The 15,803-nt window shown below is 65.6% G+C and carries 10 protein-coding genes, 1 pseudogene and 1 CRISPR repeat array; of the genes and pseudogenes, 10 read left to right on the top strand and 1 reads right to left on the bottom strand.

What is annotated here, in order from left to right:
* The first annotated feature begins 104 nt into the window (after positions 1–104).
* Together ACWDU1_RS08745 and ACWDU1_RS08740 are read left to right on the top strand one after the other, a co-directional pair.
* Positions 105–1,523 carry a wax ester/triacylglycerol synthase domain-containing protein gene (locus ACWDU1_RS08745; protein WP_449996854.1) on the top strand — a complete coding sequence of 473 codons (1,419 nt, stop codon included), beginning with the start codon at positions 105–107 and terminating at the stop codon, positions 1,521–1,523.
* Positions 1,520–2,869, top strand: a complete 1,350-nt coding sequence (locus tag ACWDU1_RS08740) for a wax ester/triacylglycerol synthase family O-acyltransferase (RefSeq protein WP_449996852.1) — start codon at positions 1,520–1,522, stop codon at positions 2,867–2,869. Before ACWDU1_RS08745 ends, ACWDU1_RS08740 begins: the two co-directional genes overlap by 4 nt.
* Before the next feature lie 648 nt (positions 2,870–3,517).
* On the opposite strand, the pseudogene ACWDU1_RS08735 reads toward ACWDU1_RS08740, so the two are convergent.
* A pseudogene (locus ACWDU1_RS08735) lies at positions 3,518–4,702 on the bottom strand (recombinase family protein); the annotation flags it as partial.
* A 1,101-nt stretch (positions 4,703–5,803) separates the two neighbouring features.
* Positions 5,804–6,379: direct repeats of the CRISPR family, unit length 28 nt; unit sequence GGACCATCCCCGCGCGTGCGGGGCCGAC.
* Positions 6,380–6,709: 330 nt separating this feature from the next.
* Between ACWDU1_RS08735 and cas3 the strand changes: the two are divergent.
* From cas3 to ACWDU1_RS08695, 8 genes are all read left to right on the top strand, one after another.
* Positions 6,710–9,529: a CRISPR-associated helicase Cas3' gene (cas3, locus tag ACWDU1_RS08730; RefSeq protein WP_449996851.1), complete on the top strand. Its 2,820-nt coding sequence runs from the start codon at positions 6,710–6,712 to the stop codon at positions 9,527–9,529.
* 198 nt (positions 9,530–9,727) lie between these two features.
* Positions 9,728–11,365: a type I-E CRISPR-associated protein Cse1/CasA gene (gene casA, locus ACWDU1_RS08725; protein ID WP_449996849.1), complete on the top strand. Its 1,638-nt coding sequence runs from the start codon at positions 9,728–9,730 to the stop codon at positions 11,363–11,365.
* Between the two features lie 2 nt (positions 11,366–11,367).
* Entirely contained in the window at positions 11,368–11,931 is a 564-nt protein-coding gene (casB, locus tag ACWDU1_RS08720) for a type I-E CRISPR-associated protein Cse2/CasB (RefSeq protein WP_449996847.1), read from the top strand.
* A 49-nt stretch (positions 11,932–11,980) separates the two neighbouring features.
* Positions 11,981–13,114, top strand: a complete 1,134-nt coding sequence (gene cas7e, locus ACWDU1_RS08715; protein WP_449996845.1) for a type I-E CRISPR-associated protein Cas7/Cse4/CasC — start codon at positions 11,981–11,983, stop codon at positions 13,112–13,114.
* Entirely contained in the window at positions 13,111–13,917 is an 807-nt protein-coding gene (gene cas5e / locus ACWDU1_RS08710; protein ID WP_449996844.1) for a type I-E CRISPR-associated protein Cas5/CasD, read from the top strand. The genes cas7e and cas5e overlap by 4 nt, the downstream gene beginning before the upstream one ends.
* 9 nt (positions 13,918–13,926) lie before the next feature.
* Positions 13,927–14,709 carry a type I-E CRISPR-associated protein Cas6/Cse3/CasE gene (cas6e, locus tag ACWDU1_RS08705; protein ID WP_449996842.1) on the top strand — a complete coding sequence of 261 codons (783 nt, stop codon included), beginning with the start codon at positions 13,927–13,929 and terminating at the stop codon, positions 14,707–14,709.
* A gap of 2 nt (positions 14,710–14,711) precedes the next feature.
* Positions 14,712–15,716 (top strand): type I-E CRISPR-associated endonuclease Cas1e, encoded by a 1,005-nt coding sequence (cas1e, locus tag ACWDU1_RS08700; RefSeq protein ID WP_449996841.1) that lies wholly within the window; start codon positions 14,712–14,714, stop codon positions 15,714–15,716.
* Between the two features lie 4 nt (positions 15,717–15,720).
* Positions 15,721–15,803: type I-E CRISPR-associated endoribonuclease Cas2 (locus ACWDU1_RS08695; RefSeq protein WP_449996871.1), on the top strand; the 83-nt coding region annotated here is incomplete at its 3' end.

The raw sequence follows: 15,803 nt of genomic DNA, 5'->3' as shown, positions 1-15,803 counted from the left end.
AGTGCACTGGAGATCGGTGACCTTCGCCTCTGCCGACTGTGCCGGGCGGGGGAGCAGAGTGAACATCCGAGGCCCGAATCGTTGCGACCGGGAAGGCGGCCGACATGGGATCCCGCTCCTCCCATATGAGCCAGGCGGACCTGTTCACCTGGAGCATGGAGCACGATCCCGTCCTACGGTCCACGATCGTGACCGTGCTCGTGCTGGATTCCGCCCCCGACTGGGACCGGGTGGTCCGCACACTGGATCGGGGAACACGGCTCGTCCCGAGGTTCCGGCATGTGCTCACCGGGCTGCCGTGGGGTCTGGCACCGCCGCGCTGGACACCGGACCCGGACTTCGACCTGTCCTGGCATCTGCGGAGGGTGGCACTGCCGCCGCCGGCCGACGAGGCGACGGTGCTCGGCCTCGCGCGGAGGGAAGCGATGACGGCCTTCGACCCGGCCCGGCCGCTGTGGACCTTCACTCTGCTGACCGGACCGGACGACGGCCTCTGCGCCGCCGTGCTCAAGGTGCACCACAGCCTGACCGACGGACTCGGTGGCGTGCAGATCGCCGCCGAAATCCTCGACTTCACCCGGGACGGCACCGAGCGCGCTCCGGTCCGCCCGCGCGACGAGGACACCCGCTCACCCCTGGCCGATATCCTCGTCTGGAACGCGGCGACCGGCTACGGGCTGGTCAGAGCGGCGATATCGAACGCCGCAACGCTGGGGCGCGCAGTGTTCGATCCGGTCGCCGCCCTCCGCCGCGGTGCGGCACTCACCGCATCGGTGGCCCGGCTCGCCCGCCCCATCACCACCACCCTGTCGCCGTTGATGACCGAACGCGGGCTCGGCCGCGAACCGGCGGTCCTCGACATTCCGCTGGACCAGCTGTCCGACGCGGCCTACCGGGCCGGATGCACCGTCAACGACGCCTTCCTCACCGGTCTGCTGCTCGGCCTGCGCGGCTATCACACCGGGCACGGGGCCGCGCTGGATCGGGTCCGCGTGACCGTCCCCATCAGCATCCGGGAACCCGGCGATCCGATCGGCGGAAACCGGATCACGTTGGCCCGTTTCGGCATACCGATCGCCCGCGACGATGTACTGACCACGATGTGGACGGTGCACGAACTCGTCGAGCGCTGGCGTCACGAACCGGCCATACCGCTGTCGCACGCGGTGGCCGCCGTATTCAACCGTCTCCCCAGCGGCGCCCTCGCCGAAATGCTGAAACATGTCGACTTCGTCGCCTCGGACGTTCCGGGATCTCCGGCCCCGCTCTACCTGGCCGGCGCGCGGATCGAACGGCTCCGCGCCTTCGGCCCCACCATCGGCACCGCCTTCAACGCGACGCTGATCTCCTATGCCGGAACCTGTTCGGTCGGAATCACGGTCGACACCGCGGCCGTCCCGGACCTCCCCGAGTTCACCGCCTGCCTCCGCTCCGGTTTCGATGCCGTGCGCGACTTCGGCGCAGGCGTCCGGGCGCCGGGCAGCCGGCCGGTGGCCGTCGCCGTGGGCGGGGGTGGCCGATGACCGAACTGCGTCCACTCGATACCGGGTTCATCGAGCTGGAGGATGCCGACGGCCACGTCAGCCTGGGCATCGCCGTCGTCGCTGTCCTGGCCGGGCCACCGCCCTCGCGCGACACACTCCGCGCGACGCTGGACCGCCGGCTGGCGGCACTGCCCCGGTTACGTCAACGCGTGCGGCGCGCACCTTTCGACTTGACAGCTCCGGTCTGGGAGGACGATCCCGGCTTCGATTTGGACCACCATCTGCGCTGGACCGCCTTGCCGCGGCCCGGGGACGAGGAAACGTTGTGGGAGCTGATCGCCGGTGAAATAGAAGTACGACTGGACCGCGACCGGCCGCTGTGGCATTTCGTGGTCGTGGAAGGGCTGACCGAGGACCGGTGGGCTCTGGTCATGAAGGCCCATCACAGCCTGGTCGACGGCGTATCCGGAGTCGCCGTCTTCGAGAAACTCTGCGACCCGCTACCGGCGTCCTCGCCGGTTTCGCCGCCTCAGGTGCCGCAGCGGCGGACCGCCCTGTCCACCGTGGCCGAATTCCCCGTCTCGGTTCCCGGTTTCGTGTTCCGGACCGTGCGCAGCCTCGCCCCCGTCGCCGCCGCTGTCGCCGGGCCGGGGCACACCTCCTCGCTCAACGGAAGCATCGGCCGGAAACGGCGCTACCTCGCTGTGTCCGCGCCGCTGCCCGTGGTAGCCGCGATCGGCGACCGGTACCACGTCACCGTCAACGACGTGGTACTCACCGCGATCACCGCCGGCTACCGTGACCTGCTGCGCGGCCGCGGCGAGGAGCCGGCCGGACACGGGCTGCGAATTCTCGTACCGGTATCCATGCGCGCCACGCACGCCAAATACCTCATGGACAACCGCATCTCGGCCGTTCTGCCGGAACTGCCGGTCGACCACGCCGATGCCGTCGACCGCCTGCGGGCCGTGCACATGACGATGAATGCGCACAAATCCAGTGGCGCGGCGAGTTCGGAACACGCCGTCCTCGCGCTGGCGGGATGGGTTCCGTTCGCCGCGGTGGCCTGGACGTTGCGGCTGGTCGCGCGATTCCCGCAGCAGGGTATCGCCGCCTTGGCGACCAATGTCCCGGGCCCGCGCCACGAGCTGAGTTTCGACGGGCGGCGGGTACTGGATCTGCTGCCGGCGGTCCCGATCGCCATGCGATTACGCACCGCCATCGCGATTCTCAGCTACCACGACCACTTGGTCTTCGGAATCACCGGCGACTACGACACCACCCCCGATATCGATGTGCTCGCCGCCGGCATCGAGCGGGCAATCGGCGACCTCGCCGCCCGCGCGGGTCTCGCGAGTGACCCCGCGCCGACGTCGTCGAAGTGAGAGCGCGTATCGCGCGCTCCACACTCGACGTTCGCCGGACTCAATCAGCAAATCGGTAGGAGTACATGCCGACGTAGCGTGTGGGCGTAGTGGTCGATTCGCCCTCCGGACACCAGTGCTAACCACAGCAAGCCCAGCGCTCACCTGAGCACGGCGCTGTACAGGTTGGTATCGAATCTGCACTTCCAGAGCTTTGTACAGCTCCATCTTGTCCAGTGGGTCGCCCGCATCGAGTCGGGCCCGGATATCGCCGTGTGAATCGATGAGCCCGCTGAGTTCGCGCGCGGTGACCTGGACCGGTCTCGGTATTGTGTCCAGCTCGACCTGAGCGGCGGCTCTCTCGGCCTGTGCCGCGTTCATCGCACTGACCAGGCTGCTGGGGTCGATGCCGGCCTCGATCGCTCGGGTGTAGCGCTCCAGCTTCTGGTTCGCGTCCGCGATGCGTGTCTTGATGATGTTGCGCCGGATATCACTGTCGTCGGTGTTATACGCTTCGAGCAGGAATTCCAGTGTCTGCGTCCTCTGCTGCTTACCGAAGAGATCGGCGAGCCACCTGTTCAAAGGGTTGGCAAGAGTCAGTTCGCGCAGGTTCACGGTCTTGGGATGCTCGGCCAAGACGGGGCTGCCGGGTGCGAGGGTTTTCGAGTGGCACCGGTAGTAGACACCACCGCGGGTAACGCCGGCCTGCATTTTCCGGCCGCAGATATCGCAGGTGACCAGCCCCCGCAGCAGGTAAGGACGCGTCGTAGTCCGGGATCGGGAGTTTCGAGCACGATCACGATTGCTCGCGCCGGCACGGCTACGCCGGATCAAATGGGCCTCGGTGAAGATCTCGACCGACACGATGGCCGGGTGCGCGGGGTTCTTCGAGCGGATCACCCGATCGGCGGTCGCCCGGACGAATCTGATGGCGTAACCGGCTGCTACGTCGTCGGGATCGATCAGTTCCTCTTTCTTGGCCCAGCGGCCGAAGACCGCGTATCCGGTGTAGCGCGGATTCTGCAGGATCGCGGCCACGGTGGAGGCCTGCCACCCGTCGCCGGAGCGGTGCCGGTTCTGGCCTGGGCGGTGCGCGCTGGGGCACGGAATGCCGTCGCGGTTGAGCCGTGTGGCGATCGCCTTGTCACCCTGGCCCTCGATGTACTCCCGGAATATCCGCTTGACCACGGGCGCCGCCTCCACGTCCATGGAAAGGATCCGCAGGCACAGACCGTCGGCGGCGCGGTTCGGGTTCGGATGCGGTGGGCCGTCGACGACGATGTACCCGTAGGGTGCGCGGCCTCCCTGATGCCGGCCCTCGTTGAGAACCTGGGCGTCCATGCTGGCGCGGGTGCGCTGCTGCACATGCTGGCGTTCGGATTCGCTGAGCCCGCCGAGCATGGACATCATCATGGTGTGCGTGGCGTTGCGGGCGTTGTACATTCCGCCGAGCTCGGGCACCCACACTTCGACGTCATAGGCGTGGATACGGGGCGCGATCAGGGAGAACTGGTTGCCGAACCAGCACCGGGTGCCCTCACCGACCACGATGGCCGACCAGCCGCGGTCCGGCCGCTTCAGGTCGGCCAAGAGCCGGGACGCTTCCGGACGACGGTCCCATGGCACCGACCGAGACTGTCCTACATCGAAATACGTTTGTGTGATCAGGCCAGGTGCGGCAAATTTTTGGGCGTTGCCGAACTGCCAGCCGTAGGAGGTTTCGGGGTCCTGGTTGTCTTCGGTGGAGACGCGACCGTAGAACGCGAAGGTCTGGTCGGTGGCTACCGCTATGTCGGCGACATCGATGCCGAGCAACTCATCCAGGACAGCCCAATCGTTCGAGTCGCTGGGCATCGTTTCACCTTCCTTTATGCGGCCTTTCGCCGGCTCGGTCGTTGTTCTGAAGCAGGATTCTGAGAAGAATCTTCGCTGCGGCGGGGTTCAAGACTGGCGGATGATCTGGAAGAACCACCTCTACGGTCTCCGGAGCCGGGCCCGGCTTTCCGCGGCGTTTCCCGGGTTGTTCCGGGTCGATGTCTGCTCTCATGGGCGTCGGCCTCGCCCGGGCTCCTGTGATCTGCAGGTTTGCATATGGCGGTCGGCCTGTCCACCGGTTCCGACCTGGCCACACAGGCGGGAGAACCTCCGGTTGACGTTGTGCTCGGCGGTGAATGGATTCCACGACGGGGGGCGTCCCGGCATCGCGGCGGGCGATGCCATGTGTACTGCCCGAGGCTGCGGCGCACCCAGCAGCCGGATTAGGCCGTCACCGTGGTGAGTGAGACGGCGGATACCGCGTGCGCCGTCGATCGGACCGACCGTTGTCAGGGATGCGCGTACGACGTGACATGCGACAAAAGATCTGCTGCCCACGACATCGGGCACAGGCGATTTGGGTAGCGCCTCGGATTCTTCAACCACGCCGCGAACGGGATGCACGGCTTTGCCAGATCGGCTTTGTCTGGCATCAGAAGTGTCAACATCGGTTGCGGAGAGCTGGGATCTGTGCGGCCGATGAAGGCGTGGGAATGGGCAAGGGTTCTATCGGCACGGGCATCCAGTGTGGCGATCGGGTTTCTCTCACTGGATTCTTGGGTCAGCCGGTGAACTCGCGGTGGAGGTTGTTTGACCTCGATCTCGCCATGGGTGAGGCCACGTACGAGTGATTTCGCATCGCGAGTGTGTGTAAGGAATCCGGCAGTCGAGGTGCACTGTATGTCGTTGATGGAGAAGTAGCGGCGCGAGCAGATCGTTGCCCGGAATCGGCGGGAGCGCAGGTGCACTGCGAACCCACCGCTCACCGAGTTGGCGCGGAACAACCTTGCGCCGCCAGCCGGTTCCTCGCCGCGTGCGCGGTGCAGATCGTGCCGACCATACGACGTCGACCTTCGGGTATTAGAATCCCGCGCGTCCGGGGCCGACGTGGCGCTGCGGCAGTTGGCCGTCACCGGGTACGGACCATCCCCGCGCGTGCGGGGCCGACATCTGGGGGAGCCGGTGATCGTGACGAAACCCGGACCATCCCCGCGCGTGCGGGGCCGACGGCAAATGAGCTACGTGGTACCGAACGAGGTGCGGACCATCCCCGCGCGTGCGGGGCCGACGGTTCGGAGGCCAGGCCTTCGGCCGACAACTGGGGGCCATCCCCGCGCGTGCGGGGCCGACCAGCGCGGCATCGAACAGCACTCGTTCCCGGTGGGACCATCCCCGCGCGTGCGGGGCCGACGCCGCGGCCGTCTGGGTGGCCGGGAGATCCATGGGACCATCCCCGCGCGTGCGGGGCCGACGTACTCGGTGATGCCGGTATCGACCACGTCGAAGGACCATCCCCGCGCGTGCGGGGCCGACAGTTCGGTGAGCCGGTCGGCGATCGCCCGGCCGGGACCATCCCCGCGCGTGCGGGGCCGACCGCCAATGAGCGCGGTTCTACCGGCGCGGTCCCGGACCATCCCCGCGCGTGCGGGGCCGACGATACCGGCGCGCATGACCGCGCCCTGAATCCGGGACCATCCCCGCGCGTGCGGGGCCGACACTTCCTGACCTGGCCGTATTCGTGCCTTGTGGCTGTTTTTCATTCACTTCGTCTGGACGGCGATCGTAGGTGCTGGAACGCTCTGCAGGGAGTGCATATGGCCCTTCATAGCACCACGTGTTGATCTTGAGTCGCCGAGAAGGGCGCCGGGGGGGGTCCAAGCGTTGTTCCGTGACCGGCGGTCCGGAGCAGGGGCGACGACGTCCGTTGCCGTGACTTGATGCTCGGGCCTGGAGTGCGACCGATGTTGTGTTAGCCGGCAGGTCAAGTGGTTTGGAATCGGTGGAGGTCGAGCTGTTTGTGTCGGTGGGTCTTTTTATGGTGGCACCATGACCGTGGATGGGGTTGAGGGGTCGGCCGGGTGGCCGGATTTGTCGAGGTCGGAGCGAGCATGGTTAGGGGCGATTTGGGGGAAGTCTGCTGGTCGTGCTGGCGGCACGGTGAATTTGCTGCTGTCGCACATGCTGGATACGGCTGCTGTCGCGGAGCTGATCTGGGATAGGTACCTGGCGGAGTCGGTCCGTCATCAGGTGTCAGTGGTTGCTGGCGGTGTCGATGCAGGCCGTTGGTTGTTCGTGTGGCTTTGCGGTGTGCACGATCTGGGCAAGGCGACGCCTGCGTTTCAGTCCGTGGACCGTGACGGTGCTGCCGCGGTCCGCAGTGTTGGGTTGGGATGGGATGAGCGCGCGGTCAAAGCGAGGCGGTGGAGGCACGAGAAGGCTGGGGCGAGGGTGCTTAAGGACCTGCTTCAGGCGGCCGGGTGGGGTGCTGAGCAGCGAGACTGGGTGTGGCCGTTGGTTGCCGGGCATCACGGGCAGTTTCCGTCGCTGGGGGATTTGGGGCCTGGTCGGCGTCTTGAGCCTGAGCTGCGGGGGGCCGGTGATTGGCCGAACGTTCAGCGAGCGTTGCTTGCGGTGTATACCCAGGCGCTGGGGTGTGGCGAGCTTTCTGAGCTGGAGCCGCGGGTTGTGCCGTCGCGAGCGCTGCAGCTGGGGTTGAGTGGCTTCATCGTGATGGCCGATTGGATCGCCAGTGGGGAGCACTTCCCGGGCCTTGATCGTTTGGGCCAGGTCAGTGTCGAAGGGGCTCGCGCGAGGGCTGAAAAGGCCTGGGAAGCACTCGGTCTGGCCCGCGGATGGGGTCGGATTCCGGAGCCTTCGGCCGATGACTTCGAGTTGCGTTTCGGTGCTCCACCCCGACCGTCACAGCGCGTGGCGGTCGACTGTGCGGGGCGGATGCCGCGTCCGGGGTTGATGATTGTGGAGGCGCCTATGGGGGAGGGGAAGACGAGGACGGCGTTGCTGTGTGCGGAGGTGCTGGCGGCACGGTTCGGATTCGACGGGGTGTTCGTGGGAATGCCTACCCAGGCGACGAGTGACCCGATGTTCACGCAGGTGCGAGCGTGGGTGGAGAAGGTGAATGCCGAAGTTGCGGGCGGGGTGGCGTTGCTGCACGGCAAGCGTCGTTTCAATAAGGATTGGCAAGGGCTCGTCGAATCCGCTCAGGGTGGGGATGCGGGGTTCGCGAGTGTGGGCGAGGACGAGTTCGGGCTCGATGATCTATATGGCTGTGCGGAGTTCGACCCGTGCACGTGGGAGCGGCCCGTCCGTACGGTGCCGGCCGAGTGGTTCCTCGGAGCGAAACGAGGGTTGCTGGCGCCGTTCGTGGTCGGCACGATCGATCAGTTGTTGCTGGCGGCGACGCGTACCAAGCATGTGATGCTGCGGATGGCCGGGTTGGCGGGGAAGGTTGTCATTCTCGACGAGGTGCATGCGGCCGACGTGTACATGTCGGAGTTTCTCGTGGAGGGGCTGCGCTGGCTCGGCCAAGCCGGAGTGCCGGTCATTCTTTTGTCGGCTACGTTGCCGTCGCAGCAACGCGAGCGGCTTCTCAGTGCTTACCTGGCCGGGGCCCGTGGCACCGAGGAACTCGAGCGGATAGCGGTCGACGCGGTACCGGGGTATCCGAGGGTGACCACGGCGTGGGCGGACTCTGCGGGCAGCCCAGTGGTCGAGCAGGCCGCTGCACCGGCCTGGCGGGCAGAATCGCTGCGGGTCAACGTCCAGGTGGTCGAGGAAGGACGGTCGATCACCGAGCTGCTCAGCGATCGCCTGTCCGAGGGTGGTTGTGTGCTGATCATCCGCAACACGGTCGATCGGGCCCAGCAGACCTACGAGGGGCTCCGGCCTGTGTTCGGGTCTGCGGTGCGGCTGCTGCATGCGCGGATGCACATTCGTGAGCGCGCGGCGGTGACCGAGGACTGCCTCACTGTTCTGGGCCCGAAAAAAGATGGGGTGCAACGACCGCTGTCTATAGTGGTCGCCACCCAGATCGCGGAGCAGTCGTTCGACGTGGACGCTGACCTGCTGATTACTGATCTGGCGCCGATGGACTTGTTGCTGCAACGCATCGGGCGCATGCACCGCCACGACGGGGTCCGCCGCCCCCCGGGGCTGCGTGAGCCGACAGTGATGGTCACCGGCTTCACTCCCTGCGGAGACGGTCCACCGCAGTTCGACGGTGGCAGCGAAGCGATCTATGGGCGATACCCACTGCTGTGCAGCGCGGCAGCAGTCCTGCAGGCCGAAGGAGAAGCCTGGAGGGTCCCTGCCCAGGTCCCCGATCTGGTAGCCGCCGCGTACGACCGGCAGGCGAGGACCCCCGAGGCATGGGCATCCGAAGTCGCCGCCGCGTCGCAGTCATGGAGCGCCGATCAACAGAAGCGGGCCGACACGGCGGCACAGTTCGTGCTGACCCGGCTCGGTGAGCACGAGTACCCGACGTTGGAGGGGCTGCACCGCGGGGAGTACGTCAAGGATGATGACGTCCGCGTTCGTGACGGCGAAGAATCGATCGAGGTGATCCTGGTACGGCGGGACGACCGCGGTTACCACGCCGAGAACGGGCGCCGGCTCGGGCCCAACGGTGAGGTTGGAGCCGAGGTTCTCGACGACGTTCTCGGCGGCACACTTCGGCTGCCGACACGACTCACCCGGTCCGGAATGGAGTCGCTGAGAACGCTGGACGGTTGGCGGGATCACCCATGGCTGCGCTACAGCCGTGCACTGGTCCTCGACCGCGACAGCCGGGCGACGATCGGCGAGGCCAAGGTTCGCTACGAAGAAAAACTCGGCCTCCGTGTCGAGTGACGCGGTGAGTACTGGAAGTACGTCACCGCGCCACTCCCCGCCGCTGCGGGGCCGACTGGGGGCCCAAACACTGTTCTGGACCATACCTGCCGGAACAAACCGGCAGGTATGACTCAGTTTTCCATACCGCCGGAACAGCCCAGTGGAGTACTCTCCAGAACAGCTCTAAACAGTGTTCCTTATCGAATGGATGAGAGCGTGAATGAAGGTGACTTGATTCGGGTAGTTCCGCTGTTGCCCTGCAGGTTTGACGATGGCTCTGTCGAGGCGATTCCGGTGTGGCGCGCGTTGGTGAACAGCCACCGGATCGTCAGTATCGATGTCGAGGTGCCGACGATGCTGCCGGCGATCTTGCGTCAACTTCTGCTGCCGATCGTGCTGCATGCGCTCGGGTCGCCGCAGACTCGCGAGGAGTGGGGGCAGCGATTCGACCGTGGATGCTTCGATGCTGCTGAAGTCGAGGCGCTCGAGGCATATCTGGTCGAGTACGGCGACCGCTTCGACGTACTGCATCCGGTGCATCCGTTCGGCCAGGTTGCTGATCTTCGGACGAAGAAGGGTGAAACCAAGGGGGCTGCGTTGCTGGTGGCTACAGCGCCCTCGGGTAACAACGTCCCGTTGTTCGCGACACGGACCGAGGCCGACGCCCTACCCTTGCCGCTCGATGCCGCCGTGCGCTGGATGCTGCATACGCAGTGCTGGGACACCGCAGCCATCAAGACCGGTGTGATCGGTGACCCGAATGCCGAGAAAACGGGCAAAACGTCGGGCAACCCCACAGGTCCGCTGGGACAGTTGGGCGTGGTGATGCCGGTCGGGCGAACCCTCTACGACACTTTACTTCTGAACACCCCGATCGGTGTTCAGAAGCGACTGGGCGCCCCGCACTGGGCGAAACCTCCTCTCGGTCCGCAGTGGAAGATTCGCGCACCGGAGAGCCTGTTGGACCTGTGGACGTGGCAGTCACGGCGGATCCGGCTGATGACTCAATCCACCGAGGATGGCCCCGTTGTCTCACGGGTGGTGGTGTCCGCGGGGGACCGGTTCAGTGTTGGTGTGCCGGTATGGGAAACCCACACCGCATGGCGGAAGGACAAACCCGATAAACGGACCGGTGCCACTCCGCTACGTCCGTTGCGGCATACGGCGGGCAAGGCGGCGTGGCGTGGACTGGACGCCCTGCTGGCCCTGGAGAAGGAGAACGGTGCGGCGCGGACCAGTGAGCTGATCGACCAGATTGCGGGTTTGGACGCCGAGGGCATCATCGATGTCGACTATCCGCTGCAGGTAGAGACCTTCGGCATCGTGTACGGCAACCAGTCCGCGGTGATCGAGGAACTGATCCACGACGTCGTCTCTGTGCCTGTGGCATCCCTGAGAGGTAACGGGCTGGCGTATGAGGTGGTCGTAGACGCCGCAGTGCAGGCCGAACAGCTGGTCAACGCGATCAACCACCTCTCCGCCGATCTGCGCCGATCCGTGGGCGCCGACCCGATCCCGTGGAACAAGGGCATGCGGCCGGGAGAGCAGCTACTCACCGCCCTCGATCCACTGGTTCGGCGACTCCTGGCAGGCATAACCGTGGACTCCAGTGATGAGGACAAACTCACCCGCGGACGCGAGGCATGGGAGCTGCTGGCCTTCGACGCGGTTCATCGCTGCGCTGCACCGCTGTTCGCGCTGCCCGCAACCGCGTTCAACGGCCGCAGCGTGAAATCGGGCAGCAAGGAACACCACTACAAACTCGGACTGGCGGCCAACCGGTTTCACACCTCAGTGGACCACGCTCTCGGCCGAGCATCTGCTCTGCGCAAACGGACGAACGACGAGGAATAGATATGGCTCAGAGATATTGGAACAGGTTCATCCGCGAGGGCACTGCGAGGCAGGAGTTGCCGCCGGGCGAGCATCTTGCTGCGTTACGGTCAGGCCTGGGCCGTGAGGCGTTGACAGTTCCCAAGATGTGGCCGTTCTACACCATCGTGCCCGACGACAACACAAGGCTGGAACGCTTCGGGGACGTGACTGCCGGCCAGCATGCCGAACATGCCGCGCTGGCGCTGTTCGGGTTGCATCAACAGTCGCAAAAGACCCTAATGCACGTCCCTGGTATCGGCCTCGGCTTCGCTCTGCGGGTAATGCGTCGCCACGACAAGTACAGCACCGACGCGGTGGACCGCCGTGTATCAGCGATGGTGCACTCCACCTCGGTACCGACGCTGACCTACCAGTTACGCGGGCTGGTCACGCAACTCCGCGATATCAAACAGCCGCTGGACTACGACCGACTGCTCCGCGAACTCGACGATTGGCACTGGCCCGACGGGCGGCAGCGCGTCCGAAAAGCCTGGGCACAAGGCTATCAACGATGGGAAAACCCGGCCGAGACCACCACCGGCTGACCAAGACACCTCCGCCGCACACCAACTCAGACCAAAGGACGCACCTGACATGGCTCAGCATGTACGCATCGATATACACATTCTGCAGACTGTTCCGCCGGCCAACCTCAATCGCGACGACCAGGGAAACCCGAAGGAAGCCGTATACGGTGGTGTTCGTCGTTCCCGCGTGTCCTCGCAAGCCTGGAAGCGGGCAGCACGGATGCGATTCGAAGAATGTGTCCCCAAGCAAGACCTCGGGACCCGCACTCGCAAAGTCGCAGCCGAACTGGCCAAACGCATCAAAGACCGTACCTCTCTCGATACCGAGACCGCAGCACGCCTCGGCACTGCCGTCCTTGCCCCGGTCGGCATCACCGCGGGGAAGAAGGCCGGCAACACCGCGTATCTGCTGTTCGTCGGCAACCGTCAGCTCGATGCCGTGGTCGACCTCGTCGCTGATAGAGCAGACGAACTCGCCGCGCTCGACGACAAGGCACTCGAGGAGGCCATGAAGGAACTGCCGGTCGCTGACCAGTTCACCCAGAATCACCCCATGGACGTCGCACTGTTCGGACGCATGGTCGCAGATATTCCCGCCCTCAACGTCGATGCCGCAGCTCAGGTGGCACACGCCATCTCCACACACGCGGTCGAAGCAGAGTTCGACTACTACACCGCCGTCGATGATGCGAACGAGAACGATGCCGACCCTGCCGCCGGAATGATCGGCTCGATCGGCTTCAACTCCGCCACCCTCTACCGCTACGCCAGCATCGGACTCGACCAGCTACACCACAACCTCGGCGAACCAGACGCTGTCCTTGAGGCGATCGACATCTTCGTCGACAGCTTCGCCCGCTCGATGCCCACCGGCTACGGCAACTCCTTCGCCCACCGCACCCTGCCCTCCCTGGTCGCGGTCGTGGTCCGGGAGGACCAACCCGTCAACCTCGTCTCGGCATTCGAGAAACCGATCTCCGCACCTCGCGGCGGTATCGCCGAACGCTCGGCCCGCGCGCTGGCAGAAGAACAGCGACGCAGCATCGAAATGTGGGGCGACAAACCCGCTCACACTGCGTTCGCGCACGCATTCGGCCCTGAAACCGAGAAAGACCTGGAAACCGCCTTCGGCGTCGCGGTAACAATCACCGAACTTCGCCAAGGCCTGCTCGAACAGCTGCGTGGATACCTGAACCGATGACCGCATCCACCGACACCTCGATCCTGCTGCTCCGCTTGGCTGCACCCCTGCAGTCCTGGGGCGAGAACAGCAAATTCAACCGCCGCGAAACCCGGACCGAACCAACCAAGTCGGGGGTTGTCGGGCTCCTCGCCGCAGCCCTGGGCCTCGAGCGTGGCGCCGATCTCAGCACCCTGACCGGACTCGCCATGGGAGTACGCACCGACCAGCCCGGCACCTTGCTCCGTGACTTCCACACCGTCTCCGACTACCGCGGCCAGCCGTTGAAACAAAGCGGAGTCAACGCGAAAGGGATCCAAAAACTTACCACACCAGCGAAATACACCCACGTCACCCACCGCTACTATCTCCAAGACGCGGCGTTCCTGGTCGGGCTCGCCGGTCCAGCCGATACCGTCCGCGAACTGGCTGCGGCGGTCAAGCGGCCGGCCTTCCCGCTGGCACTCGGGCGACGCAGCTGCCCACCCACCCAACCGATCCTGGCAGGCACACCCGCCTCGGAACTGCTCACCGCACTGTCCTCGCACCCATGGCAGGCCAGCACAGCAGCCCGCACCGGCTACCTGCGCGGCACCAAACCAGCTTTCGTGCATCTGCCGGTCACCATCGACGATCCCGCCGGCGGTGACACCCGCCAGGATGTCCCCATTTCCTTCGGCCTTCACGATCGCCGGTATCTGCAGCGCCGCGTGCGACACACCACCGTGTGGATCCCGACCGGATTCCCCGAGCCCGGTAACGCCGCGACCGCCAGCAGCGCACCACCGGTCGGCCACGACCCGTTCTCCCTCCTGGACTGGTGAAAGAGCCCCATGACCTACCTCTCACGCATCCGCATCAACCCACTGCGGGCGCAGAGCCGAAAACTGCTCGCCAACCCCCGCGCCATGCACAGCGCCGTCCTGCACGGAGTCCCCGGCGACGCCACCCGCGAGCGCATCCTGTGGCGACTGGACACCGACAACCCCCACCGGCCGTTGCTCTACGCGCTGACACTGACAAAGCCCGACTGGTCCCACTTGGTCGAGAATGCCGGCTGGCCCGGCGCCGACGGTGAACACGCCGACATCGCCGATTACCGTCCCCTCCTGGACAAGCTCGACACCGGACACCACTACGCCTTCCGTGTCACCGCGAGCCCGGTACAGAACACCAAATCCCCGGTGAAACCCACAGCGTCCCAGATTGCGCGGGCCGAGGCCGAATCGCAACAGCCTCGAGCGCAGCGACCTCGGGCAAGGTCGCTGCGGCTCGGCCACCGCACCGCGGCAGCGCAACTGTCCTGGTTCCTGGACCGGACACCGAAGTGGGGCTTCCGCATCCCCTCCACCGAGTTCGAACCGCAGCTACCCGGGATCGAACTCGACGAGTCCGCGCCCGAAATCCTGATCAGCGCGCGTCAACGACTGAGCTTCGGGCACCCCGATCGAGACAACGTGGGAAGCTCCCGGGTCACAATCCACACCGCTACCTTCGAAGGCCACCTCGAGATCACCGACCCCGAACGGTTCACCGCCACCCTCCTCGCCGGTATCGGGCCTTCCAAAGCATATGGATGTGGGCTGCTCACTCTCGCACCGATCCCAGCGGCCTGAGCATGCCCGACATCTGGTGGAAGGCCCACCCCCACGACCTGCACAGACTCCAGGACCGAATCTCCACAGTCTACGTCGAACGATCCCATATCGACCGCGACGAGAACGCCGTGGTCGTGATCAACAAAAAGGAGACTGTACGCGTCCCCGCAGCGCTGGTCGCGGCCATGCTGCTGGGACCCGGCACCCGCATCACCCACGCCGCAGCCGCACTCCTCGCCGATTCGGGCACCACAATCTGCTGGATCGGGCAACAAGGAGTACGCATGTACGCCGCGGGTATCGGCCCGTCCCGCGGCGCCGGGCTCCTGATGCAGCAGGCACACCTGGTAACCCGGCCCAAAGAACGGCTGAAAGTCGCCCGCGCCATGTATTCGATGCGGTTCCCCGGCGAAAACGTCAGCGACCTGACCATGCAGCAGCTCCGCGGCCGCGAAGGAACTCGCATCCGACGCATCTATCGCGAGCACGCCTCACGAACCGGCATCACCTGGCAAGGCCGCAAATACGTCGCCGGCGACGCCCACGCCACCGGCGACGACCTCAACCGGGTTCTCTCCGCCGCGAACGCCGCCCTGTACGGCATCTGCCACGCCGTCATCGTCGGTCTCGGAGCCAGCCCCGGTCTCGGATTCGTCCACACCGGATCAGCGATGTCGTTCGTCCTCGACATCGCCGACCTGTACAAGGCCGAATACACCATCCCCCTCGCATTCGACCTCGCCGCTGACGAACTCACCGAAGAACGCGACGCCCGACTGGGACTCCGCGACCTCATTGCCGAGCGACAACTGCTTCCACGGGTCGTCAACGACGTCCGAACACTGCTCGACGCCACCGTGGCCGAGGATGATCCCTTCGGACCGCAATTGTGGGATGAGAAAGTCGGCACTGTCGATGGCGGCACCAACTGGGCAGACAAAGAAGCCGACCTCATGCAGCCCAGTTTCGGCGAGCAACAGCTCACCATCATCGGACCCGAAATCGAAACCCAGGTCGAATGGTGAACCAGTGACAGTCATAGTCCTCATCGCTGTCGCGCCAGGCCTTCGTGGCCATCTCACCCGATGGATGATCGAAGTAAATGCCGGTGT

Source organism: Nocardia sp. NPDC003345, assembly GCF_053589395.1.
This window is presented reverse-complemented; position numbering and strand designations above follow the sequence as displayed.